We start from the raw sequence: 24,176 nt of genomic DNA, 5'->3' as shown, positions 1-24,176 counted from the left end.
CCATGCCCCCCTCGCCCCGCATCGGCCAGATGGTCAACGCCTATACCCCCGGCAAGGGCCGCCTGTCGCCCGCCGACGAGACGCTGGTCGCGCGGCGGACCCGCGCGCTGGGGCCGGCTTACCGGCTGTTCTACGAAACCCCGGTGCATCTGGTGCGCGGTCAGGGCGTCTGGCTGTATGATGCGCAGGGCAACCCCTGGCTTGATTGCTACAACAACGTCGCCTGTGTCGGCCATTGCCACCCCCGCGTGGTCGAGGCGATGGCGCGGCAGGCCGCCACGCTGGCCACCCATACCCGCTATCTGCACGACGGTATCCTCGACTATGCCGAACGGCTGCTGGAAACCTTCCCCGATCCGCTTGGCCATGTGATGTTCACCTGCACCGGGTCGGAAGCCAACGATCTGGCCTATCGCGTGGCCCGCGCGGCCACCGGCGGCACCGGCGTCATCGTCACCGACAACGCCTATCACGGCGTCACGCTGGCCACCGCGCAGATGTCCATGTCGATCGGCCCTGCCGTGGCCCCGGGGCCCGAGGTCATTGCCATCCCCGCCCCCAGTCCGGCCAATTACCCCGGCGGCATCGCCGCAGGCTTCGCCGCCGCCGTGCGCACCGCCTGTGCCGCCCTGCGCGACAAGGGCCTTCGCCCTGCGATGCTGATCGTGGACACGGTGTTTTCCTCCGACGGCCTCTGGCTGGACACGCCCGGTTTCCTTGCCCCGGCGGTAGAGGCCATCCGCGCCGAAGGCGGCCTCTTCCTGGCCGACGAGGTGCAGCCCGGTTTCGGCCGCACCGGCGGCTCGATGTGGGGCTTCCAGCGCCATGGCATCCTGCCCGACATGGTGTCGCTGGGCAAACCTATGGGCAACGGCTACCCGGTGGCGGGGCTGGTGCTGCGGCCCGATGTGATTGCCGAATTCGGCGCGCAGGCGCGGTATTTCAACACCTTCGGCGGCAATGCCGTGGCCGCCGCCGTGGCGATGGAGGTGCTGCGCGTCATCCAGGACGAAGGCCTTATGCACCACGCCGAAGTCACCGGCGCCGCCTTTGCCGAAGGCCTGCGCAAACTGGCCGCCCGCCACCCCGAAACCCTGGGGGACGTGCGCGGCGCGGGCCTGTTCCTGGCGGTGGACATCCTGCAGGACGGCGCCCCCGACCCGGCCGCCGCCGGCCGCATCGTCAACGGCCTGCGTGACCGGCGGGTGCTGATCTCGGCCACCGGCCCGCAGGGCAATATCCTGAAGATCCGCCCGCCGCTGCCGTTTTCAACCAGCAATGCCGAACAGTTCCTGTCGGCCCTTGGCGCGGTTCTGGCAGAGCATAACCCTGCATAGGCGTCGCAGGCGGGGGCGCTGCCCCCGCACCCCCGGGATATTTGAGGACAGAAAATGAACAGATGCGGCATTTTCTGTCCGGCAAATATCCCCGCCGGAGGCACGGTCCGAGCCGGTTGACGCGCGTCTTCGCGCGTCAGAGGCGAGACAGGAAACCTGCGGCCGCCCTTGCGGCCGCACCGCTGAAAAGGTCAGCCCAGCGCGTAGCCGGCGCCGCGCACCGTGCGCACCGGATCTTCACCGCCATGCTGCATCAGCGACTTGCGCAGCCGGCCCACATGCACGTCCACCGTGCGGGTATCGACATAGATGTCGCGCCCCCAGACCCGGTCCAGCAACTGTTCGCGGCTCCAGACCCGGCCGGGCTTTTCCATCAGCGTGGACAGCAGGCGGAACTCGGTCGGGCCCAGTTTAAGCGATCGGTCGGACCGGGTGACGCGGTGGGTTTCCGGGTCAAGGCGGATATCCTCGAACTCCAGCACCACGCCCACGGTCGAAGGACGCACACGGCGCAACTGGGCGCGGGTGCGCGCCATCAGCTCCAGCACCGAATAGGGCTTGATGACGTAATCATCGGCGCCGGTTTCCAGGCCGCGGATGCGGTCCACCTCCTCGGCGCGGGCGGACAGCATGATGATCGGGATCGATCGCGTCTCGGGCCGCATCTTCAGGCGGCGGCAGACCTCGATCCCCGACAGTTTCGGCATCATCCAGTCCAGGATGATGACATCGGGCGCCTCTTCCTCGACCAGGATCAGCGCATCCTCGCCATTGTCGGCCGCCGTCACCCGGAAGCCTTCGGCATCAAGGTTGTAGGACAGCACCTCGCGCTGCGCGGGTTCGTCCTCGACCAGAAGAACCGTGGGCCGCTTGTCCTGCGCCATCTCTGTCTCCTCAGCCTTCGGCCATCGGCACGCTGTCGACCTTGGGCCGCGCCGTTTCGGGCACCGCCCCTTCGACCAGATAGATCACCTGTTCGGCGATGGCGGTCGCGTGGTCGCCCACCCGTTCGATGTTCTTGGCGATGAAATGCAGGTGCATACAGGGGGTGATCGTGCGCGGATCTTCCAGCATGTAGGTCAGGAACTGCCGGAACAGCGCGGCATACATCTGGTCCACCTCGGCATCGCGCAGCCGCACCTCGGCCGCCTTGGCCGGGTCGCGCGCGATATAGGCGTCCAGCGCATCGCTGAGCAGCGCCACCACCGCCCGTGCCATCCGCCGGATCGCGCCGGGTGCGCCGTTGACCGGCGCCATGTGCATCAGCACCAGCGACCGCTTGGCCAGGTTCTTGGCATAATCGCCCGACCGTTCCAGCGCGGCGGCCAGCCGCATCACCGTCAGCACGGTGCGCAGGTCGGTCGCCGTGGGGGACCGCAGCGCAAGGATGCGGGCACATTCGGTCTGGATCTGCTCTTCCAGCGCGTCGATGGCGGCATCGCCGGCGCGCACCCGTTCGGCCAGCGCCTCGTCGCGCATTTCCAGCGCCTCGACGGCTTCGAGAAGCGCCTTCTCGACCAGCCCGCCCATGCGCATGACCATGGCCTGGACGCTTTCCAGATCCTTGTCGAAGGACGAAACGATATGGGGGTCGCGCATCATGCCCTGCTCATCCGATCCGGCCAGAGATGTAGCTTTCGGTCCGCGGGTCGCGCGGATTGGTGAAGATCTCGCCGGTGTCACCGAATTCGACCAGCACCCCCAGATGGAAGAAGGCGGTCTTCTGGCTGACGCGCGCGGCCTGCTGCATGGAATGGGTGACGATCACCACCGAGAATTCGCTGCGCAATTCGTCGATCAGCTCCTCGACCTGCGCGGTGGCGATCGGGTCCAGCGCCGAACAGGGCTCGTCCATCAGCAGCACTTCGGGGCTGGTGGCAATGGCGCGGGCAATGCACAGGCGCTGTTGCTGGCCGCCCGACAGGCCGGTTCCCGGGGAATCAAGCCGGTCCTTCACCTCGTCCCACAGCGCGGCACGGCGCAGGCTGGCCTCGACCAACGCGTCCAGTTCCGCCTTGCCCCGGGCCAGACCGTGGATGCGCGGGCCATAGGCCACATTGTCATAGATCGGCTTTGGAAACGGGTTCGGCTTCTGGAACACCATGCCGACCTTGGCGCGCAACTGCACCGGGTCCACCTCGCGGGCATAGATGTCCTCACCGTCCAGCGTGATCTTTCCGGTGACCCGGGCCGAAGCCACGGTGTCGTTCATCCGGTTCAGGCAGCGCAGGAAGGTGGATTTGCCACAGCCCGACGGGCCGATGAAGGCGGTGACGGTCCGTTCGCGGATGTCCACCGACACATCCTTGAGGGCATGGGTCGTGCCGTAATGCACGTTCACGGCCTCGGCCTTCATCTTGGTCGAATCGTTGGACACCGTCCGCTCCACCACTCGCATGTCGTTCATGTCTGCCTCCGGCCACCGTGCTTCGCGGGCCTCTGTGCGCCGGTTCTGCGGCGAAGCTGTAACGGCTGTATGACAGTTTTGCGAATTCCGGGCGACAGCGCCGTTTCGCCCCGCCCGGGCGCGGTCAGCCCTGCCGCGCCAGCAGCGCGTCGATCTCGGACCGCGCCGGCATGGCCGGGGCGGTGCCTGGCCGGGTGACGCTGATTCCCGCCGTGGCGCAGCCGAAGCGCACCGCCTCGATCACGTCGCGGCCCTCGCTCAGGGCCACGGCAAAGCCGCCGTTGAAGGCATCGCCCGCGCCGGTGGTTTCCACCACGGGGCCGGCGCTGATGACCGGCAGATGCAGGCTGCGGCTGGCGTCGCGGTACAGCGCGCCATTGCCGCCCAGCGTCACGATCACCGCCCCCACGCCGCGCGCCAGCAGCGCATCGGCGGCGCGTTCGGCATCGGCCACGGTGACGACCGGGATGCCGGTCAGCGCCTCGGCCTCGCTTTCGTTCGGGGTGATGAAATCGCACAGCGCCAGCATGGCATCGTCCAGCGTCGCCGCCGGTGCGGGGTTCAGGATCGTCCGCACCCCCGCCGCCCGCGCGATTTCCAGCCCGCGCCGCGCCGCCGCGACCGATTGTTCCAACTGGGCGACAAAGACCGAGGCGCCGCGGATCAGATCGGCCCGCGTCTCCAGATCCTCGGGCGTGATGCGGGCGGCAGCCCCCGGCGCCACGATGATGGCATTGTTGCCGGTGGCCGCCTCAAGAAAGACGAAGGCCGCCCCGGTATAGCTTTCGGCATCCTCGGTCACCTCGGGGTGGACCCCGGCCTTGGCCCAGGTCGTCCGCGCGATGGCGGCGAAATCGTCACGGCCGAGGCGGGTGATGAAATGCACCTTGCCCCCCGCCATGGCCGCCGCCACCGCCTGGTTCGACCCCTTGCCCCCCGGCCCCAGCGCGAAGCTATGGCCCAGCAGGGTTTCGCCCATCTTCGGCTGCCGGTCCGCGCGAAAGGCCGTATCGGCCACGAAGATGCCAAGGATGACGATGGGTTTCATGGGCACAGCACTCCGGTATCGGGCTTGGGTCTCGGGTATCAGGCGTCAGGCGGGATCACGCCCTTGCGGAACATGAAGCAGCCGTAGAACCGCCGCTCCCCGGTCTGGATCACGGCGAAGGACTGCCGGGCCAAGTCGTAAAAGGCAAAGCGTTCGACCGCAACCATAGGCCGTGGCCGGCCTTCGGCGCGGTCGATCTCGGCCTGCACCTCGCCCTGCACCGCAGGCACCTGATCGGGCGCCCCCACCACTTCCATCCGGCCGGCGAAATCCTCGACGAACGTGTCCAGCGGCAGCACCGACAGGATCGCCTTCGCCGCCTCGGCGGCGGTCAGGTTCTCCATCCGCAGCACCCGGCCCGTCACCGTGGCCCGGGCCACCGCCTCGGCCGGAAAGTTGGTATCGGCCAGGATCAGCACATCGCCATGCCCCATGGCGCGCAGGCAGCCCAGCACCTCGGCATTCAGCCGGTTGTCGATTCCCTTCAGCATGTCTCCTCCGCCCGTCGCTGCGACCATCGCCGCGCGGCCCCTGCCCGCAGGATGCACAGTTGCGCGCCGCCGCGCCAGTGGGCAGCCGCACCCGCGCGGGCCAAATGAAAACGGCCCCGAAGAAGGTTCTCCGGGGCCGCAAGTTCAAAGGTCAGGCAAGGGTCAGAGCTTGCCGGCCTGCTGTTGCGACATCATGAACACGTCGTAGTTGTATTCCGCGATCTGCGCATTCAGGTAGGCATCGCGACGGAAGGCATCCTGCGATTCCTTGATCTTCTTGAAGGTGGCGTTGCCGGCCGACACTTCGGCGTAGGTCTGGTTGGCCGCTTCGAAGGCCGCCAGCAGCACGTCTTGCGGCAGCGGGCGCAGTTGCGCGCCGTTGGCCACCAGCGACTTCAGCGCCGTGGGGTTCTTCCAGTCATAGCTGGCCAGCATGTCGGTGTTGGCCACCACGCAGCCCGCCTTGAGCGCCGCCTGATAGGCCGGCGGCAGTTCGGCCCATTTGGCCAGGTTGATCATGGTCGCGATGGCCGGGCCACCTTCCCACCAGCCGGGATAGTAGTAGTAGGGCGCGACCTTGTAGAAGCCGAGCTTTTCATCGTCATACGGCCCGACCCATTCGGTCGCGTCGATGGTGCCCTTTTCCAGCGACGGATAGATGTCGCCGCCGGCAATCTGCTGCGGAACCACACCCAGCTTCTCGATCACCTTGCCGGCGAAGCCGCCGATCCGCATCTTCAGACCCTTCAGGTCTTCGACCGAGTTGATCTCCTTGCGATACCAGCCCGCCATCTGCACGCCGGTATTGCCGGCCGGGAAGGCGATCAGGTTCTGCGTAGCGTAGAACTCGTTCATCATGTCGATGCCGCCGCCATAGTAGAACCAGGCGTTCATCATCCGGGCGTTCAGCCCGAAGGGCACGGCGGCGCCCAGCGCATAGGTCGGGTCTTTGCCCCAGAAGTAATAGGGAACGGTGTGGCAGGCTTCGACCGTGCCGGCAGAAACGGCATCGGCGGCCTCAAGGCCGGGCACCAGTTCGCCCGCCGGGAACACCTGCAGGGTGAAGTTGCCGTCGGTCATTTCCGAGACGTATTTCGACATGGTCTCGGCCGCGCCGAAGATGGTGTCGAGCGACTTCGGGAACGACGAGGTGACACGCCAGGTCACCTTGGGGGCGGTCTGCGCGATGGCCGGCGCGGCCAGGGCGGTGGCACCTGCCGCCATCGTGCCGCCAACGGCGGCCTTCGTCAGAAAGGAACGACGATCCATGAATTCTCCTCCACATGTGTCAGCGGCCCTGTGCTTTGCCGGCGCAGGTCGATGACGGAACCCTAGCCAGCAAGTCGCGGCTTGCAAACCGGTTTTTCATGTGGGGCGAAAAGCTTGCGCCGAATTGATCGCGGCGCAAGCGGCTGACCCTGCGTCAGGCGGCGCGGCCCGTGCCGCACCGCCCATCTGCAAGGCAGATGCCTGTCACTTGAGCAGACCTTCGGCCTTCATCGCCGCCTGCACCGAGGGGCGTTCCGCAATGCGGGCGCGCAGCGCCTCGATCCGCGGAAAGCGCGACAGATCATGCCCCATCGGGCGCGACCAGTTGGTCACGGTGAACAGATAGGCATCGGCGGGGGTGAACGCGGCCCCGGTCAGGAAGGCGCGGCCATCGGCCAGCCGGTCCTCGATCACCTTCAGCCGCGCATCCAGCAGCGCAAGCTGCGCCTCCTTCGCGGCCCCCTCAAGGCCACGGAACAGCGGCGAATAGGTCTTGTGAACCTCGGTCGCCACATAGTTCAGCGCCTCTTGCAGCCGGGCGCGGCCCAGCGTGCCGGCCGCCGGCAGCGCCCCCGGCTTCGCGCTGTCCATCACATATTGCATGATGGCAACGCCTTCGGTCAGCACCTCGCCGCCGTCCAGCGCCAGCGCGGGCACCGCCCCGCGCGGGGTGATCGCCAGATAGTCCGCGCCGCTTTCGGTCTGCTTTTCCCGCAGGTTCACCTTTTCGGCGCTGTAGGCGACACCGGCCTCCTCAAGCACGATATGCGATGCCAGCGAACAGGCCCCGGGCGAATAGTAAAGCTTCATCTGCAACCCCTCCTCGCCGCGACCACCGCGGCGGATGGTGACGTGATAGCGCAGATGCGGGCGCCGGCAGAAGGGGCAACCGCGACTCAGCCCCGCACAAAGGGGGCTGCGCTGCTGCACGAATTCCCGAAAGTTGCGCCGATGCGGCATCGAGACGCAAGATAAGTTCAATTTTCAGCGGCCCCGGGATATTTTCCATGCGCTTTTGCAGTTGACGCCCTTGCAGCCGCAGCCTAGTTTCCGCCGCGGAAAAGGCATGAGGGCGGCGATGACCGACATTCTCGTAGTTCTTGGGGACAGGCGCATGGGCCGGTAACGGCACACCATGATGGTGACCATGCGCCCTCGGGAAACCCACCCGGGGGCTTTTTCTTGGTTCGGACGGCAAGGGATGCAAGCGATGACAAGGTCGATGACCGGCGCGAAGATGGTGGTGCAGGCTCTCAAGGATCAGGGGGTCGAGGTTGTCTTCGGTTATCCCGGCGGCGCCGTCCTTCCGATCTATGACGAGATTTTCCTGCAAAACGACATCCGGCATGTTCTGGTCCGCCATGAACAGGGCGCGATCCACATGGCCGAGGGCTATGCCCGGTCCACCGGCAAGGTGGGCGTGGCGCTGGTGACCAGCGGCCCGGGGGCCACCAATGCGGTGACCGGCCTGACCGATGCGCTGATGGATTCGATCCCGATCGTGGTGCTGACCGGCCAGGTGCCGACCTTCATGATCGGCACCGACGGTTTCCAGGAAGCCGATACCGTGGGCATCACCCGCCCCTGCACCAAGATGAACTGGCTGGTGAAGGACAGCGCCAGGCTGCCCGAAACCATTCACCGCGCCTTCCATGTGGCCCGGTCGGGCCGGCCGGGGCCGGTGCTGATCGACATCCCCAAGGATGTGCAGTTCGCCCAGGCCGAATACACCGGGCCGGAACGGATGAAGCCCGACCATTACCAGCCGCGCGTCAAGGGCGACATCGACGCCATCACCCGGCTGGTCGAGATGCTGGAAACCGCCGAACGCCCGGTATTCTACACCGGCGGCGGGGTCATCAATTCCGGCAAGGGCGCCAGCCAGTTGCTGCGCGAACTGGTCGATGCGACGGGCATCCCGATCACCTCCACCCTGATGGGCCTGGGCGCCTATCCGGCCAGCGGCAAGTCGTGGCTGGGGATGCTGGGGATGCACGGCCTTTATGAAGCCAACCTCGCCATGCACGGCTGCGACCTGATGATCGCGGTCGGCGCGCGCTTCGACGACCGGATCACCGGCCGCGTCAAGGATTTCAGTCCGAACTCGACCAAGGTGCAGATCGACATCGACCCGTCCTCGGTGAACAAGGTGATCCGGGTTGACCTGCCGGTGATCGGCGATGTCGGCCATGTGCTGGAAGACGTGCTGAAGGTGTGGAAGGCGCGCGGCCGCAAGGTCAACAAGGACGGCATCGCCCGCTGGTGGGCGCAGATCAACGACTGGAAGAAGATCAACTGCCTGGCCTATGAGCCCAGCAAGACCACCATCAAGCCGCAATACGCCCTGCAGCGGCTTGAGGCGCTGACCAAGGGCATGGACCGCTACATCACCACCGAAGTGGGCCAGCACCAGATGTGGGCGGCGCAGTTCCTTGGCTTCGAAGACCCCAACCGCTGGATGACCTCGGGCGGCCTTGGCACCATGGGCTATGGCCTGCCCGCCAGCATCGGCGTGCAGATCGCCCACCCGCAGGCGCTGGTGATCAACGTCGCCGGCGAGGCGTCCTGGCTGATGAACATGCAGGAAATGGGCACGGCGATGCAGTTCCGCGCGCCGGTCAAGCAGTTCATCCTGAACAACGAACGCCTGGGCATGGTGCGCCAGTGGCAGGAACTCTTGCATGGCGAACGCTATTCGCAAAGCTGGAGCGAGAGCCTGCCCGATTTCGTCAAGCTGGCCGAGGCTTTCGGCTGCAAGGGCATCAAGTGCAGCGATCCCAAGGATCTGGACGACGCGATCCTGGAAATGATCCGCTATGACGGGCCGGTGATCTTTGATTGCCTGGTCGAGAAGCACGAGAACTGCTTCCCGATGATCCCGTCGGGCAAGCCGCATAACGAAATGCTGCTCTCGGCCGATGCCGAGGCCTTCAAGGCCGGCGCGGCTCTGGTCTGAGATGTCGGAACCGGGGGCGTCGCGCCCCCGGCCCCCCGTGGAATATTTGCAGAAGGGAAAGCCGCATGTCGGCCTTGAACATCAAGAAGGGCGCTTCCAGCCATTCCGCCTATGACCTACGCGACAGCCATGTCGAGGTCGAGGAAAGCCACACCCTGGCTGTGATCGTCGAAAACGAACCGGGCGTGCTGGCCCGCGTGATCGGCCTGTTCTCGGGCCGTGGCTACAACATCGACAGCCTGACCGTGGCCGAGGTCGACCACACCGGCCACCGCTCGCGCATCACCATCGTCACCCGCGGCACGCCGGCGGTGATCGACCAGATCGAGGCGCAGCTCAGCCGGATGGTTCCGGTTCACGCCGTGCACGACCTGACGGTCGAAGGCCCCAGCGTGCAGCGCGAACTGGCGCTGTTCAAGGTGGCCGGCAAGGGCGACGCCCGGATCGAGGCCCTGCGCCTGGCCGAGATCTTCCGCGCCAAGGTGGTGGATTCGACGCTGGAAAGCTTCATCTTCGAAATCACCGGCACCCCGGAAAAGATCGACGCCCTGGCCGAACTGCTGCGCCCGCTGGGCCTGCGCGAACTGGCCCGCACCGGCGTCGCCGCCCTCTCCCGCGGCGCCTGATCCGCAGACAATTCCCGCAACCGCCGGTCAGGCCGCAATGGCGGGCCGGCGGTTGCTGTGCGGGGCGGAGCGGAGGTTCGGCTACCGCGCTCGGCGAGCCATCCCGAGAGATCTGGGTGCAGTCTCGACGAAGCCGAACTTCTTGTAGAGCTGATTGGCCGGCACGTCTGCTATGAGACTGACATACGCTGATGCCGGAAGTTGGGTTGTGACGAACTCCATAAGCTCTCGCATGATCGTCTTGCCCAGCCCCAGCCCCTGATCCGAGGGGTTCACGGCAATATCAACGATCTGGAAAAAGCACCCACCATCTCCGATCAGCCTGCCCATCCCCACGACGCGATCCCCCTGCTCAAGCACTATGGCAAAGATCGTGCCTGCCAGGCCTTTCGCGGCAGCCTCTTCGGAAAATGGGCTCAAGCCCGCCGCGGCGCGAAGTTGCATATATTCCGCAACAGTGGGGGTTCGTTTGACGACTGTGTAAGTGTTTTCGGCCATGACCGGCTTTCTCAAAGGACAGGTTCGCACGCGCAGGCCAGTACCTTAGCGAGCCTTGTAAGTGACTGCTATGGGCTCAAAGCCGCCCACCGTTCCTGCCACACCGTCAGGCCTGCCCCCGACCGTGGGTAGGCGCTTCCAACGGCGCGACGCCGGCGCTTTATGGGCGGCCTCTCCTACGGGCTGTACGAAGAACCCACAGCGCAAAAGCGCCCGCCCGGGGGCGGTCGGGCGCTGGCCGGGGCCGCTTCGCGGCTGTTAACCCGGCCGGGACTTCTGTTCTGACGGGGGAGACAGGGCGCCTTATTGGCACCGTCCGTTCAGCGCCCCCTCCTCTTGCCACACCGTCAGGCCAGCCCCCGACCGCGGGTGGGCGTTTCCAACGGCGCGAGGCCGGCGCTTTATGGTGCGGCCTCTCCCACCAACCGAACGAAGAACCGACAGCGCAAAAGCGCCCGCCCATGGGGCGGTCGGGCGCTGGCCGGGGCGGCTGACGCCGCTCTCAACCCGGCCAGAGCATCTCCCTTCTGACAGCAGCACGGGGCCCCTCAGGCCCGGTCGGCCACCACCTGCGCGGCGGCCTCCAGCGCGCCCTTGCCATGCGGGATGCCCAGCGCCTTCAGCCCGGCCTCCATCACCGCCAGCACGCCCAGCGTCATATGGGCGTTCACATGGCCCATATGCGCCACGCGCAGCGCGCCATCGGCGTTGGGGTCTTCCGGCGTGCCGGCGCCAAGGCCGATGCCCAGCGTCACCCCGGCGCGGGTCTCGCACCAGCGGCGCAGCCGGGTGGCCGCATCGCCGCCGAACCGCGCCGCCGTGACCGAACGGCCGCGCCAGTCGGGCTGGCCCACGTTCAGCGCAATGGCAGGGTTGCCCGCGCCCCAGGCCTCGAACGCGGCCCAGACGGTGCGGGCCAGCGCATCGTGACGGGCCCAGACCTGCGCCAGCCCCTCTTCATGCAGCAGCATGGTCAGCGCCTCGCGCAGGCCAAACAGGTGATGCGTCGGCGCGGTGCCGTCCCAGTATTGCCAGAACTCGGCCGGTTCCGCCCGCGGCCCCCAGCGCCAGTAGGGCGACGCCATGTCGCCCTGCCCGCAGCGCTGTTTCGCCGCTTCCGAGAACCAGACGAAGGCTAGACCGGGCGGCGTCATCAGCCCCTTCTGGCTGGCCGCCACGGTGACATCGACGCCCCAGTCGTCCATCCGGTATTCATCGCAGCCCATCGAGGCGATGCAATCCACCGCGAACAGCGCCGGATGACCGGCGGCATCAATCGCGGCGCGCAGGGCGGGAATGTCGTTGCGCAGCGTGGTGGCGGTATCGACATGCGTCGTCAGCACCGCCTTGATGCGGTGCTCGCGGTCGGCGCGCAGGATCTGTTCCAGCCGGGCCGGATCGGCGGGCGACTGGCGCCCGAAATCCTCGACCTGCACCTCGATGCCCATGGCGCGGGCATGGGCCGCCCAGGATTGGCCGAACTGCCCGCAGGCCAGCACCAGCGCGGTTTCCCCGCGCGAGAACAGGTTGGAATTCGCCGCTTCCCACCCGGCATGACCATTGCCGATATAGGCCGCGACATGCTGGGTGGTGCCCGCAACGGCCCGCAGATCGGGCCAGATCCCGGCAACCATCTCGACCAGCGGCCCTTCATAGATGTTCGGGCTGCCCCGGTGCATTGCCCGCAGCACCCGGTCGGGCATGGTCGAGGGGCCGGGAATGGCCAGATAGGGGTGGCCGTGGGCAAGGCTCATTCGGGGAAACTCCTTGGGGGATCGCAGACGCGGCGTCGGGTCATGGCTAGCCCCCCGCCCCCGCATCGTCAACGGCCCGGCCACTGCCGCCGCCCCCGTGCCGCTTGAGCCAGGGCCCCGCATGGGCTACACGCGTCAGACAACCCAGACGGGACAATGCCTTGGCCGAACCGCCCCCTTCCCCGCAGCTTTTCCGCCGCTACTGGCGCAGCTTCCTGCGCAAGCGGCTGGGGCTTCTGCTGCTGGCAATGCTGCTGTCGGTGATCGAAGGGTCAACGCTGGGGCTCTTGTCCTGGCTCTTGCAACCGCTGTTCGACGATGTGTTCGCCGCCAAGTCCATGTCGGCGCTGACACTGGTCGGCGGCGGGATTCTGGCGCTGTTCGTCCTGCGGGCCGTCACCTCGATCCTGGGCCGCTGGCTGATCGCGCGGGTCAACAATGAAACGGCCGCCGAAATGCAGGTGGCGCTCCTGGGCCATCTGCTGACGCTGGATGGCGCGTTCTTCCAGAAGAACCCGCCCGGCACGCTGATCGACCGGGTGCAGGCCGATACCTCGGCCGCGCAGGGGGCGGCGCAGATGGTGCTTGTGGGCGTCGCGCGCGATGCGGTGTCGCTTCTGGGCCTGCTGGTGGTGGCCCTGCGGATTGATGTGGTCTGGACGCTGGCCGCGCTGGTCGGGGCGCCGCTCTTGTTGCTGCCGGCGCTGGTGCTGCAACGCTATGTCCGGCGCAAGACCCTGCACATGCGGGTGCAGTCCGGCCTGCGCTCTACCCGGCTGGACGAGGTGTTCCACGGCATCCAGCAGGTCAAGCTGAACCGGATGGAAAGCTACCAGACCGGGCGCTTCTCGCAGATCGTGGCGCGCATCGTCCGGGCCGAGGTGAAATCGGCCGTCGGACGCGCGGCGATGCCGGCGCTGGTGGATATCGTCACCGGCATCGGCTTTTTCGCGGTGCTGATGCTGGGCGGCTCGCAGGTGGTTGCGGGCGAACGCACCACCGGCGAGTTCATGGCCTTCTTCACCGCCATGGCGCTGACCTTCCAGCCGATCCGCCGCATCTCGGACCTTGCCGGAAGCTGGCAGATCGCCCGCGCCTCGCTGGAGCGGCTGTATGAACTGTTCGACACCCGGCCCGCCACCACGCGCCCGGCACAAAGCCGCGCCCTGCCGGCGCAGGTGCCGCCGGAAATCGTGTTCGATGACGTGCGCTTTGCCTATGACGACCAGCCGGTCCTGCAGGGCCTGACCTTCACCGCCGAAGCCGGCAAGGTGACGGCGCTGGTCGGCGCCTCGGGCGCGGGCAAGACGACCGTGTTCCATCTGCTGACCGGGCTGGCCGATCCGTCCTCGGGGCGCATCGTGATCGGCGGCGCCGATGCGGCGGGGATGACCCTGCCCGACCAGCGCCGCCTGTTTGCCGCCGTCACGCAGGAAGCCGCGCTCTTTGATGAAACCCTGCGCGAGAACCTTGTTCTGGGCCGCGACGGCATTGACGAGCCGCGTATGCGGCAGGCCCTGCGCGATGCCCATGCGATGGAATTCATCGCAGCCCTCCCCTCTGGCGTGGACAGCCCCGCCGGCCCGCGCGGATCGTCGCTCTCGGGCGGGCAGCGGCAGCGCATCGCCATTGCGCGGGCGCTTCTGGCCGATGCGCCGGTCCTGCTGCTGGACGAGGCGACCTCGGCCTTGGATGCGGCTTCGGAAACCGCCGTGACAGCGGCGCTGGCCCAGGCGCAGCAGGGCCGCACCACGCTGGTCATCGCCCACCGTCTGGCCACCGTGCGCGATGCCGACAAGATCGTGGTGCTGGACCGGGGCCGGGTGGTGGAACAAGGCACCCATGACCAGTTGATCGCCCGCAACGGCACCTACGCCAGCCTGCACGCGCTGCAATTCCGCGACTGACCCTTTCGCCCGCCGCCCCGCCCGCCCTATATCTGCGGGAAAGGAGTGTTCGGATGACAGGTCAAGACATGGCGGGCGAAGGCATCGCGGGGCGCACCCTCTGGCGGCTGACCGGCAAGGATGTGCTGACCTTCCTGCAAGGGCTGGTCACCAATGACGTGCTGCCGCTGGGGCGCGGGCCGGGGCTGGTCTGGACCGGGTTCCTCACGCCGCAAGGCAAGTATCTGGCCGATTTCTTCGTGATCCGCCGCGAAGGTGACGACGACAGCTTTCTGATCGACATTCCCGAACCGCTGGCGGCCAGCACACTGAAACGGCTGACGATGTATCGCCTGCGCGCCGATGTGCAGATCGCCCCGGCAGATGGTCTGCACGTCACCCGTGGCACCGGCCCCGCCCCGGCGGGCGCCCTGCCCGACCCGCGCGCCCCCTCACTGGGCTGGCGGGCCTATGGCCCCGACACGGGCGGCCCCGCCGTTACCGACTGGGCGGCGCTGCGGGTGGCGGCGGGCGTGCCGGAATACCCCGACGATCTGCTGCCAGATGACAGCTACATCCTGGAAATGGGGTTCGAGCGGCTGAACGGCGTGAACTTCCGCAAGGGCTGCTATGTCGGCCAGGAAGTCACCGCGCGGATGAAACACAAGACCGAACTGCGCAAGGGTCTGCGGCAGGTGCGGCTGGACGGCCCCTCCGCCCCCGGCACGCCGGTCATGGCGGGCGACCGGGTGGTCGGCCGTCTTGGCACCGTCGCCGGCGACCGGGCGCTGGCCTATCTGCGCCACGATCAGGCCGAAGGCCCCCTTCTGGCCGGCTCATCCGGGGTTTTCCCCGAATAACCCCGGAAAACCTGAAAAACCTTACCAAACGGTTGACAGACTCGACAGGTGTCCCATATCTGGTTTTCCCGCCCGCAAGGTGACGACTAGATGATGTGGCACCCCGGCAAGCCATGCACTTAGCACATGGCTGTCATTCCAAACTGGAAGCCCAGAATCGTAATCAAGTCGTTACAAGCGCAAGGCGCGGTAAAAGACAAGAACAAGACCGGAATTCAAGGAACCTGTGATGCTGGACTCCATCGACAGCACGGCTTTCAACTTCGAACAGGGTGCGCGGGCGCGCAAGCTTTTCGCTGCGGTCGTTCTGGCTGCCCTGGACGATGCGATTGCCGATGACAAGAAATACGGCAACGGCCCCGAGCAGATCGCCCGCTGGGCACGGTCGCGCGATGGCCGTGAAGTGCTGTCCTGTGCCGGGATTGACCCGAACGAGCGTGTGGTGAAAGGCCTGATGGAATTCGTGTCCAAGGGCATCCGGACCTCCGTCGCCCTCAGCCGTGAGGAATCGGAACGCCGGGCGGCGCTGGACGCCGACCACGCCGAAGCGGCCTGACCGCCGTCTGCCAGACAGACCCATGCAAGGCGCGCCCCGGGCGCGCCTTTTGCATTTCTGGCCTTTGATGGCGGTTATTCGAAGTCGCGCGACGCCAATGCGCGGCGCAGTTCGATGCGCACGAGCTTGCGCACGTTGCGGGTGATCCGCTCGCCCAGCGGGCCGGCCAGCTCATCGCGGATGATCTGGCGCACCATGTCACGCAAGCCCTCATCCATCGGCAACGCGGGGTCGGTCAGCACCAGCACATCCGGCGTGGCCCCCTGCCCCGACGGCGCCGCCGGATCTTCCGCGGCTTCCTCCAGCAATGCCTCGGCGGCAAGCTGGCGGATCATCTCAGCCTTGCCGGTGTCATCGGCCTGAGGCACCGGCGTTGCGGACACACGGCGATGCGCCACGAAGGCAAGCGGCTCGGACGGCTCCCACGGTTCTTCCCCGGCCAGCCAGGTCACCTCGGGCATGGTTTCCGCCGTCCAGTGGCCGCGCACCTCGGGTGCCGGCGCGGGCGGGGTCTCGATCTCTTCCACATAACCGGCATCGCCGCCCGAAGGCGGGCGCACCAGCGCCGCGCCGGTCAGCCGCAGCACGCCGGGCGATGCCACCGGCGCCTCGACCCGCAGCGCCGGGGTCAGCACCAGCCTGCCCGCAGGGCGCGTCAGCGGCCGGGGCGCCGGCCGCAGGTCTTCTGAAACCAGACGCCGGATCGAGGTCAGAACATCCTCAATTTCCTGCGTTTTCATGGAGTCGGCCATTCTGCTCTGCCTGTTGGTCTTCTGCGTTCCCGTGGCGGCCAGTCTAGCCAGAACCGGGCTCTGGCACAAGGAACCGTCGGGTTCCACGTTAACAAAGCAATACGGCCGCCCCAAGGGCGGCCGCAAAGACATGTCACAGGCTGCGGTGCGGGGCCGGATCAGCGCCCGACCTTCTCCATGATCGCATCCAGCTTCTTGCCGCGCGAAGACGTGGCCGGGGCCCGTTTCACCGCATCGTAATAGGCATCCGGGTCATAGGTCGGAATGCCCAGCTTCAGGTGATCAACGGTCAGCAGACCCATCGCCGCCAGCACCCGATAAACCGCCACATAGCGGTTCGCCTCGGCCTCCAGCCGCGAGGCGCGGGCGTCCAGCAGTTCCTGTTCGGCATCCAGCACGTCCAGCGTGGTGCGGGCGCCAAGGCTGGCTTCCTCGCGCACGCCGTCAAAGGCCGATTGCGCCGCTTCGATCTGCGCCGTCGTCGCCTTGATCGACGCGCCATAGACCGCAAGGTTGGCCCAGGCATTGCCAAGGTTCTGTTCGATTTGCACCACGGTCTGCTTCAGCGCCGACCGCGCGCCTTCCTTCTGCGCCAGCGACTTGCGATACAGCGCCGACAGCTTGCCGCCCGCATACAACGTCTGGCTCATCTGCAACCCGGCATCGGCGGAAAAGCGGTCCTGCACCGTGGTATTGCTGATCGAAACGCCAAGCCCGATCGACGGCTTCATCGACGCTTCGGCCAGTTCGACCGAGCGGTCGGCGATCGTCACCTGATGCTGCGCCTGCCGGATGGCGGGGTGCGTCTTCATCGCAACCGACCGCGCCTCGTCAATGGTCTTGCCAATCTTCGGGCTGGGCGGCAGCGCGGCCAGACGGCCCGGATAGGCCCCCGTCGCCGCCTTGTAGGATTCGCGTGCCACCATCAGCGTGCCTTCGGCCGCCGCCAGCGAGGCGCGCGAAGCCGCCAGCCGCGCTTCGGCGATGGAAACGTCGGTGCGGGTGATCTCGCCCACCTCGAACCTGTCCTGCGCGGCGCGCAATTCCTGCGTGATCAGCCGCACGTTCGATTGCCGCAGCGCGACAATCTCTTCGGCCAGCTTCACATCCACATAGGCCTGCACGGCGGCCAGCAGCACATCCTGCTCAACCCCCACCAGCGCCTGCCGCGTGGCCTTCACGCTTTCCTCGGCAATCGCGATCTGGGCCTTGGTGCGGCCAAAGTCGAACACCATCAGGTCCAGCGACAGCGAAACCGACGTGGCCAGCGTGTCGCCCGAAACATGCACCCCGGCGGTGGTGTAATTGGCATAGCTCTTGCCCCAGTTCACCACATAGCTGACCACCGGGCGCAGCGACGACACCGCCACCGCCACATCTTCATCGGCGGCCCGCAGCACGGCTTCGTTCTGGTCCAGCAGGTGCGAATTGCGATAGGCCGCCGTCAGCGCATCGGCCAGCGTTTCCGCCGCGGCCGGCAAGGTCATCGTCAGCGATGCCGATCCAAGAACAAGGGCCTTCAACCACATCCGCATCACGACTGTCCTTCCTGCGCGCCCCGCGCGGGGCCGGTCTTTCCGGGTCGGCGGGCCGGGACGGCCCGCGCCTTTATTACAGGGCAAAAGCCCGCTGCGCGGCAAAGCCGGGCAGCAGCGGGGCGGTGGCATTGAAGGCAAAACGCCAGGCAATCACGCCATCACGCTTGAAGCCGATCTTCACGGTGCCAAGCGCCCCTTCCAGGATGATGGCCGCGATCCGGCCCCCTTCCTTGAGCTGGGCCGCCAGCGCCTCGGGCAATTCCTCGATGCCGCCTTGCAGGGTGATCGCGTCATAGGGGCCGTGCTTCGCCGCGCCTGCGGCCAGCGGGCCGGCAAAGACCACGGCATTGTCCACGCCCTGCTCCGACAGGATGCGCTGCGCCTCGGCGGCCAGCGCCTCATCCTCCTCGACCGCGATCACGGTCTCGGCCAGCCGGGCGATCACCGCCGCCGAATAGCCCAGCCCGCAGCCCAGATCGAGAACCATCTCGTCGGGCTGAATATCCAGCGCGTCCAGGATCTTGGCCAGAACGCGCGGGTCCAGCACCACCCGGCCCGGCGCGATGTCCACATTGTCGCCGATATAGGCGGCCTCGCGCCGGTCAGCGGGCACATAAACCTCGCGCGGGACCGACAGCATGGCGTCGATGATCGGAAACTTGGTCACGTCCGAAGGGCGGACCTGGGTGTCCACCATCGTCACGCGCCGCTCAGCATAGTCGGTCATTCTGAACCCTTCGGTTTAGATTGCGCCTAATGAATATCTGCCACAACCCCAAGGGGGCGGCAACCGCCTTCGCGGCCTTTCTGACGCAGGGCAAGCAAATATGCCAGCCCCCCAGCCGCGATTTGCGCAAAGCTGTGATCCGCAAGGCGCGGCGGATCAGGCCGCCGGCGGCGCGGACCGGCGCCCCGTGACCCAACCGGCGGCCTTTTCGCCCATGCTGCGGAACTTGTCCGAAGCCTGCGACAGCCGGGCGGTCCAGTCCGGGTCGGGCTGCTGCCCTTCCGTCACCTTGAAATACACCTGCAACATGCAGGCCAGCGCGAAAGGTTCAATCAGCGCCGCCTTCACCGCCCAGGCGAACAGGATGGCAAAGACCATCATCCCGCCGGTCGCCGGGCCGGGGATCAGCCAGACCACCGCGGCCGCCGGCGCCAGCATGACCAGGAACACCAGCAGCGACAGCACCCAGACAATCAGCGTCAGCCAGGCCGCATTCACCAGAAGCGGCCGGGCGTTCTGGGCATACAGCACCAGCGCCTCCTGCCCGGTCTTCCACGGATTGTCCGACCGCGTGCGCAGGATCTGCGCCAGGATCACCTCGTCAATCAGCCCGGCGGCGATCTTCAGATAGGCGCGCAGCGCCGCGGCCAGCCGGTCCAGCCCCGGAATCGGCAGGAAGGACAGGATGCCCTGCAACAGCCCCGTCACCGCCCCCACCACGCCGCGGATCAGCACATCCAGCCCGAACAGCGCGCTGGCGGTGCCAAAGCGTTCGCGCACCACGCCCTGCGCCCAGGCCACCTGCCCCTGCCCGCCCGGCACCTCGCGGCCCTCCATCAGCTCGACCATCACCGCCAGATGCCCGGCCTTGACCAGATACAGCAGATAGTCGCGCAGGAAGAAGATCACGCCCGCCGTCAGGCCGAAGCCGCTGATGGCGCCGTAAACCGTGGCCGAGGTTCGGAAGTCCTCATCCCCGAACAGGCCCACGCCATAGCCGATGCCCGCCCCGGTGCCCGTCACCACCACGAAGGCGGCAGAGACCGCGAAATAGACCAGCACCCGGAACAGGACGAAAGGCGCGGTGCGCGCCATCAGGGCCAGAGCCTGGCCGATACTGAAATCCCACATCTGCGCCTCAAGAATCGGATCAAATCCCGAAAAGCCTGCGACGGCCCCGGTCTTTTGTCCAGAACTCCGGACGCTCCGGTCAGACGGCGCGTCAGACGGCGCGGGGGCGGCTTGGCATCCGCGCCACCTTGTCCCGCGCCAGCGCCCCCCGGACCGAGGCCGCGATGTCCGCCGCCGTCAGCCCGGCCCAGGCATACATCTGCGCCGGGCTGGCCTGGTCAATGAACTTGTCCGGCAGCATCAGCGTGCGCACCACCCGGCCCCGGTCCAGCCCGCCGGTCGCCGCCAGATGGTGCAGCACCTGCGCCCCGAACCCGCCCGAAGACCCCTGTTCCAGCGTGAACAGCCCGGCATGGCTGTCGATCAGCCGGTCGATCAGCGCCGTGTCCAGCGGCTTGGCAAAGCGCGCATCGGCCACGGTCAGCGAAATCCCCTCCGCCTCCAGCATCTCGGCGGCGGCCAGCGCCTCGGACAGATGCGCCCCGAAAGACAGGATCGCGGCATCGGTCCCCTCGCGCACCACCCGGCCCCGGCCAATCTCCAGCGGCGTGCCGCGTGACGGCATCTCGACCCCCGCCCCTTCGCCGCGCGGATAGCGGAAGGCGATGGGACCGGCGTCGAACTCCACCGCCGTGGCGACCATATGCACCAGCTCGGCCTCGTCTCCGCAGGCCATGACCACCATGTTCGGCAGGTTGGCCAGCATCGCGGTGTCAAACGCACCGGCATGGGTGGCGCCGTCCTGCCCCACCAGACCGGCCCGGTCGATGGCGAACCGCACCGGCAGGTTCTGCAAGGCCACGTCATGCACGATCTGGTCATAGCCACGTTGAAGGAAGCTGGAATAGATCGCGCAGAAGGGCCGCATCCCCGCCGCGGCCAGACCGGCGGCAAAGGTCACGCCATGCTGTTCGGCAATGCCCACATCGAACACCCGCGCCGGAAAGCGCCGCGCCATGATGTCCAGCCCGGTGCCGCCCGGCATGGCGGCGGTGATCGCCACGATGCGCGGATCGCGCGCGGCCTCTTCCGTCAGCGTATTGCCGAAGACCGAGGTATAGGACGGCGCGTTCGACTTCGATTTCACCTGCGCGCCGGTCGCAATGTCGAATTTCGCCACGCCATGATACTTGTCGTCGGCCCCCTCGGCCGGGGCATAGCCCTTGCCCTTGACCGTGACCGCATGAATCAGCACCGGCCCGCGCGCCCGTGCCCGCGCCGCCCGCAGCGTGCCCAGCAACTGCTCCATGTCATGGCCGTCAATCGGGCCGACATATTCAAAGCCCAGCTCTTCAAACAGCGTGCCGCCGCCGGGCATCCCCGTCACCATTTGCCGGGCGCGGCGGGCGCCTTCGCGCACCGGGCCGGGCAGATGCGCCTCGATCCCCTCGGCGGCGGCCTTCAGCATGGCAAAGGGGCCCTTGGCGGCAATATCGTTCAGATAGCGCGACAGCGCCCCCACCGGCGGGGCAATCGACATGTCATTGTCGTTCAGGATCACGAACATCCGGCTTTTCAGGTGGCCGGCGTGGTTCAGCGCCTCATAGGCCATGCCGGCGGTGATCGACCCGTCGCCGATGACCGCGATGGTATCGCCGACCGGCATCCCCAGCTCACGCCCCACGGCAAAGCCAAGCGCCGCGCTGATCGAGGTCGAGGAATGGGCGGCCCCGAACGGGTCATATTCCGATTCCGACCGTTTGGTGAACCCCGACAGCCCGTTCGCCTGCCGCAGCGTCAGCATCCGGTCGCGCCGCCCGGTCAGAATCTTGTGCGGATAGCACTGGTGGCCCACGTCCCAGACCAGCTTGTCGCGCGGCGTGTCGAACACGGCATGAATTGCCACCGTCAGTTCGACCACGCCCAGAGATGACCCCAGATGCCCGCCGGTCTGGCTGACCACCTCTATGGTCTCGCGCCGCAGCTCCTCGGCCAGGCGGCCAAGCTCGGCGTCGGTCAGCGATTTCATGTCGCTCGGGCTGGCAACCCGGTCAAGGATCGGTTTCGGGGTCGGTGTCGCGCTCATGGTTGCGTCCTCCAATGAGCCGCCCCTGTCAGGGGCATGAATGAAAAAAGTGCCGTGTGGAAGAACCACACGGCACCAGGTCCCTGTCGCCAACAGGAAGGGAACCGGGCTGTGGTTGCGCCCCGGATCCGGGCCGGCGAAATGGCCCGAACGGCGGAAGCGGGGGGCGGCGTCCCGGAACCGGAGCCGCCCACCCGCAGATTTCATCAGGCAACGTCGATGGTCTGAACGATCTCGAGCGCGCCATAAGGCGAAGGTGCCTGCTTGCTTTGCTCGGGCAACAGCAGACCAGCAAGATAGGTGCCGACCAGCAGGCAGATCACCACGACAACACCGACGGCGGCCAGGAAGGCCCCCCACACCATCTGACCAAGGGCCCAGACGCGCAGGTTGATCACCGCATTCGGCTCGTGAGAGTAGTTGTACTCAGCCATGATCCGCTCCTCAGTTGACCGGGGCGTAGCCGTGGACTTGCGCCCAGACATACCAGTTGTCCACAACCGTGCCGCTCAGCAGGATGCCGATACCGCCGGTCAGGGTGACCAGAACCCCGAACCACCACGCCCAACGGTGGATACCTTCCATCGTGGCGTTGAAGCCCATGGTCCAGCGCCAGAACAGCGCCGCACGTTCGGCCGCCGTCCCGCGGTCAACGATCTGTTCCAGCTCGCGGTCGCCGCCGAAGCGCGAGACCGCCAGAATGGTCGCCCCGTGCATGGCGAACAGCAGGGCCGATCCGTAGAGGAAGGCGATGCTCAGGCCGTGGAAGGGGTTGTAGAACAGGTTGCCGTAGGTCAGGCTGAAGTTGTTGGTCCAGTCGAGGTGGGTGAAGATGCCGTAAGGCACGGCTTCCGACCAGCTTCCCATCAGGATCGGGCGGATGAAGCCCAGCACCATCCAGAGCCAGATCGCCGACAGGAAGGCCCAGGCGGTGTGCTTGCCCATGCCCAGGGCCGCAGCCCGGGTATAGGTGCGGATCCACCAGGACCAGACCGCCACGAACATGAAGAACGAGGCGATGAACCACATGATGCCTTCCGCGTCCCTGGGCACACCCAGGCCGTATTTGGCATCCGGCGCGTCAAGCGACAGATAGAACAGATCGCGCATGAACACGGCCGGGTTGAAGCCCGCCTCGTACCAGAACCAGGCCCCGATGGTCATGAACCACAGCACGCCCGAGATGAGCGAGACAGTGCCCCAGCCGCCAAGATAGATCGGTCCGATCTGGGCGTTGCCGAACCAGCCAAGCAGCGTCCAGTTCGTGGTGCCCTTGGTCCGGTTTGACAGGTCCACGCCTTCGACCAGACCCATTTCGGGTGCGCCGCCGACTTGGACTTGCGTGAAGATGTTTTGATACTCAGCCATTTACGCCTCCCGGAATGTCGACCCACCAGGGCAGCTCAACCCACCAGTACCACCAGTTGCTCCACTGATCGAACCAGATCGTGCCCGTGATGATCATGCAGACCGCGGACCAGAACACCGCCATCAGCGCCAGAAGCAGGCCCAGACGGTGGATGCCCAGCGTCCCGATCGAATAGCCGACCAGATCGCGGAAGAACGTGTCCTCGTGGTCGGCCGTTTTCATTTCCTGGCCCTTTTCAGGGTTGGCGGCCGACAGAACCAGGGCACCGTGCAGCGCCAGAGCCAGCGCCGTGGTGAAGAAGAAGCTGATCCCCAGCATGTGCGCCGGGTTGTAGTGGAAGTTGCCGTAGGTGTAGCCGGTGTTCGAGACCCAATCGAGGTGCGTCCAGATCCCGTAGGGGAACGCATAGCCCCATGAGCCCATCAGCAGCGGCCGGAACACGACCAGAACCGCATAGGCCAGGATCGCGAAGCTGAAGGCGAAGGGGATGTGAAGCCCGATGCCAAGCTTGCGGCAGATCTCGACCTCGCGAAGCGCCCAACTGATGAAGGCCCCCAGCGCGCAGATCGTGATCAACTGCCAAAGGCCGCCTTCAGCAAGCGGCGCGAAGGCCAGGCCGTTCTCAACCGACGGCGGTTCGATCGAGATGAGCTGAGGGTTCCAGACCCCCTCCATCGCCGTTCCGTAAAGAATCAGAAGTGTGCCAAGCGCCGCGAAAAAGAATGTCGTGACGCCGAAGAAGCCGACGTAGAAAGGGCCGACCCAGAAGTCGAACAGATTCCCGCCGACCAGCGTGCCTCCCGGCACGCGGTATTTTCGTTCGAAGCTGAGCAGTGCCATGCTTCCCTCTCCGCTTTTGCCGGATATTCCTGCCTCCCTGGCGCATGGAAGCAGCTTCTCCGTGTGAAATCGCGCGTATCGTCGCGGGCGGCAGGCCCATCAGCT

General features: G+C 66.7%; 23 protein-coding genes. 6 read left to right on the top strand and 17 right to left on the bottom strand.

The genetic code is table 11. The features are described 5' to 3' along the window. The first annotated feature begins 2 nt into the window (after positions 1–2). Positions 3–1,337 (top strand): aspartate aminotransferase family protein, encoded by a 1,335-nt coding sequence (locus C5F44_RS07860; protein WP_235822569.1) that lies wholly within the window; start codon positions 3–5, stop codon positions 1,335–1,337. A gap of 191 nt (positions 1,338–1,528) precedes the next feature. Here C5F44_RS07860 and phoB read toward each other — a convergent pair whose 3' ends face one another. The 7 genes from phoB to gstA all read right to left on the bottom strand — a co-directional run bounded on the left by phoB (position 1,529) and on the right by gstA (position 7,362). Further along, complete coding sequence (phoB, locus tag C5F44_RS07855) at positions 1,529–2,221, bottom strand: phosphate regulon transcriptional regulator PhoB (RefSeq protein WP_107672966.1); 693 nt, start codon at positions 2,219–2,221, stop codon at positions 1,529–1,531. A gap of 10 nt (positions 2,222–2,231) precedes the next feature. Further along, positions 2,232–2,939, bottom strand: a complete 708-nt coding sequence (gene phoU, locus C5F44_RS07850) for a phosphate signaling complex protein PhoU (protein ID WP_107672965.1) — start codon at positions 2,937–2,939, stop codon at positions 2,232–2,234. Positions 2,940–2,946: 7 nt separating this feature from the next. Next, positions 2,947–3,744 (bottom strand): phosphate ABC transporter ATP-binding protein PstB, encoded by a 798-nt coding sequence (gene pstB / locus C5F44_RS07845; RefSeq protein ID WP_107672964.1) that lies wholly within the window; start codon positions 3,742–3,744, stop codon positions 2,947–2,949. 124 nt (positions 3,745–3,868) lie between these two features. Then, positions 3,869–4,792 (bottom strand): ribokinase, encoded by a 924-nt coding sequence (locus tag C5F44_RS07840; RefSeq protein ID WP_107672963.1) that lies wholly within the window; start codon positions 4,790–4,792, stop codon positions 3,869–3,871. A 38-nt stretch (positions 4,793–4,830) separates the two neighbouring features. Further along, positions 4,831–5,283: an RbsD/FucU family protein gene (locus tag C5F44_RS07835; RefSeq protein ID WP_107672962.1), complete on the bottom strand. Its 453-nt coding sequence runs from the start codon at positions 5,281–5,283 to the stop codon at positions 4,831–4,833. 162 nt (positions 5,284–5,445) lie between these two features. After that, entirely contained in the window at positions 5,446–6,552 is a 1,107-nt protein-coding gene (locus tag C5F44_RS07830; RefSeq protein WP_107672961.1) for a TRAP transporter substrate-binding protein, read from the bottom strand. A gap of 204 nt (positions 6,553–6,756) precedes the next feature. Further along, the gene (gene gstA, locus C5F44_RS07825; RefSeq protein ID WP_107673120.1) at positions 6,757–7,362 is read right to left on the bottom strand and encodes a glutathione transferase GstA; all 606 of its coding nucleotides are present in this window, start codon (positions 7,360–7,362) and stop codon (positions 6,757–6,759) included. A gap of 400 nt (positions 7,363–7,762) precedes the next feature. On the opposite strand from gstA, the gene C5F44_RS07815 reads away from it, so the two are divergent. After that, a complete protein-coding gene (locus tag C5F44_RS07815; RefSeq protein ID WP_107673119.1) occupies positions 7,763–9,508 on the top strand; it encodes an acetolactate synthase 3 large subunit in 1,746 nt (581 codons plus the stop codon). A 65-nt stretch (positions 9,509–9,573) separates the two neighbouring features. Further along, on the top strand, positions 9,574–10,134 hold the full coding sequence (gene ilvN, locus C5F44_RS07810; protein ID WP_107672959.1) for an acetolactate synthase small subunit: 561 nt from the start codon (positions 9,574–9,576) through the stop codon (positions 10,132–10,134). An 81-nt stretch (positions 10,135–10,215) separates the two neighbouring features. On the opposite strand, the gene C5F44_RS07805 is transcribed toward ilvN, so the two are convergent. After that, positions 10,216–10,632: a GNAT family N-acetyltransferase gene (locus C5F44_RS07805; protein WP_219908668.1), complete on the bottom strand. Its 417-nt coding sequence runs from the start codon at positions 10,630–10,632 to the stop codon at positions 10,216–10,218. 548 nt (positions 10,633–11,180) lie between these two features. Then, positions 11,181–12,386, bottom strand: a complete 1,206-nt coding sequence (locus C5F44_RS07800; protein WP_107672958.1) for a pyridoxal-phosphate-dependent aminotransferase family protein — start codon at positions 12,384–12,386, stop codon at positions 11,181–11,183. Positions 12,387–12,634: 248 nt separating this feature from the next. Here C5F44_RS07800 and C5F44_RS07795 point away from each other — a divergent pair, with 248 nt between their 5' ends. The 3 genes from C5F44_RS07795 (at position 12,635) to C5F44_RS07785 (ending at position 15,688) form a co-directional block, all read left to right on the top strand. Beyond that, positions 12,635–14,293, top strand: coding sequence for an ABC transporter ATP-binding protein (locus C5F44_RS07795; RefSeq protein ID WP_107673117.1), 1,659 nt, complete (start codon positions 12,635–12,637; stop codon positions 14,291–14,293). A gap of 68 nt (positions 14,294–14,361) precedes the next feature. Further along, positions 14,362–15,132 (top strand): CAF17-like 4Fe-4S cluster assembly/insertion protein YgfZ, encoded by a 771-nt coding sequence (ygfZ, locus tag C5F44_RS07790; RefSeq protein WP_107672957.1) that lies wholly within the window; start codon positions 14,362–14,364, stop codon positions 15,130–15,132. Between the two features lie 229 nt (positions 15,133–15,361). Next, positions 15,362–15,688: a DUF6280 family protein gene (locus C5F44_RS07785; protein ID WP_107672956.1), complete on the top strand. Its 327-nt coding sequence runs from the start codon at positions 15,362–15,364 to the stop codon at positions 15,686–15,688. A gap of 74 nt (positions 15,689–15,762) precedes the next feature. Here the strand turns inward: C5F44_RS07785 and C5F44_RS07780 are convergent, their stop codons facing one another. The 8 genes from C5F44_RS07780 to pufL form a co-directional block, all read right to left on the bottom strand. Beyond that, positions 15,763–16,428, bottom strand: a complete 666-nt coding sequence (locus C5F44_RS07780) for a hypothetical protein (RefSeq protein WP_107672955.1) — start codon at positions 16,426–16,428, stop codon at positions 15,763–15,765. Positions 16,429–16,598: 170 nt separating this feature from the next. Next, positions 16,599–17,975, bottom strand: coding sequence for a TolC family outer membrane protein (locus C5F44_RS07775; RefSeq protein WP_181318218.1), 1,377 nt, complete (start codon positions 17,973–17,975; stop codon positions 16,599–16,601). A 76-nt stretch (positions 17,976–18,051) separates the two neighbouring features. Continuing rightward, entirely contained in the window at positions 18,052–18,705 is a 654-nt protein-coding gene (locus tag C5F44_RS07770; protein WP_107672954.1) for a protein-L-isoaspartate O-methyltransferase family protein, read from the bottom strand. Positions 18,706–18,861: 156 nt separating this feature from the next. Beyond that, positions 18,862–19,836, bottom strand: a complete 975-nt coding sequence (locus C5F44_RS07765; RefSeq protein ID WP_107672953.1) for a hypothetical protein — start codon at positions 19,834–19,836, stop codon at positions 18,862–18,864. 91 nt (positions 19,837–19,927) lie between these two features. After that, on the bottom strand, positions 19,928–21,862 hold the full coding sequence (gene dxs / locus C5F44_RS07760; RefSeq protein ID WP_107672952.1) for a 1-deoxy-D-xylulose-5-phosphate synthase: 1,935 nt from the start codon (positions 21,860–21,862) through the stop codon (positions 19,928–19,930). A 206-nt stretch (positions 21,863–22,068) separates the two neighbouring features. Beyond that, positions 22,069–22,296 carry an RC-LH1 core complex protein PufX gene (pufX, locus tag C5F44_RS07755; protein WP_181318217.1) on the bottom strand — a complete coding sequence of 76 codons (228 nt, stop codon included), beginning with the start codon at positions 22,294–22,296 and terminating at the stop codon, positions 22,069–22,071. A 10-nt stretch (positions 22,297–22,306) separates the two neighbouring features. Further along, positions 22,307–23,230 carry a photosynthetic reaction center subunit M gene (gene pufM / locus C5F44_RS07750; protein WP_107672950.1) on the bottom strand — a complete coding sequence of 308 codons (924 nt, stop codon included), beginning with the start codon at positions 23,228–23,230 and terminating at the stop codon, positions 22,307–22,309. Then, positions 23,223–24,071, bottom strand: coding sequence for a photosynthetic reaction center subunit L (pufL, locus tag C5F44_RS07745; protein ID WP_107672949.1), 849 nt, complete (start codon positions 24,069–24,071; stop codon positions 23,223–23,225). The genes pufM and pufL overlap by 8 nt, the downstream gene beginning before the upstream one ends. Positions 24,072–24,176 lie beyond the last annotated feature (105 nt).

The sequence above is a fragment of the Fuscovulum blasticum DSM 2131 genome (genome assembly GCF_003034965.1).
In the GTDB taxonomy this organism is placed as follows: Bacteria; Pseudomonadota; Alphaproteobacteria; order Rhodobacterales; family Rhodobacteraceae; genus Pseudogemmobacter; species Pseudogemmobacter blasticus.
Note: the sequence above shows the minus strand (reverse complement) of the source record. Positions and strands in the feature narration are given on the sequence as shown.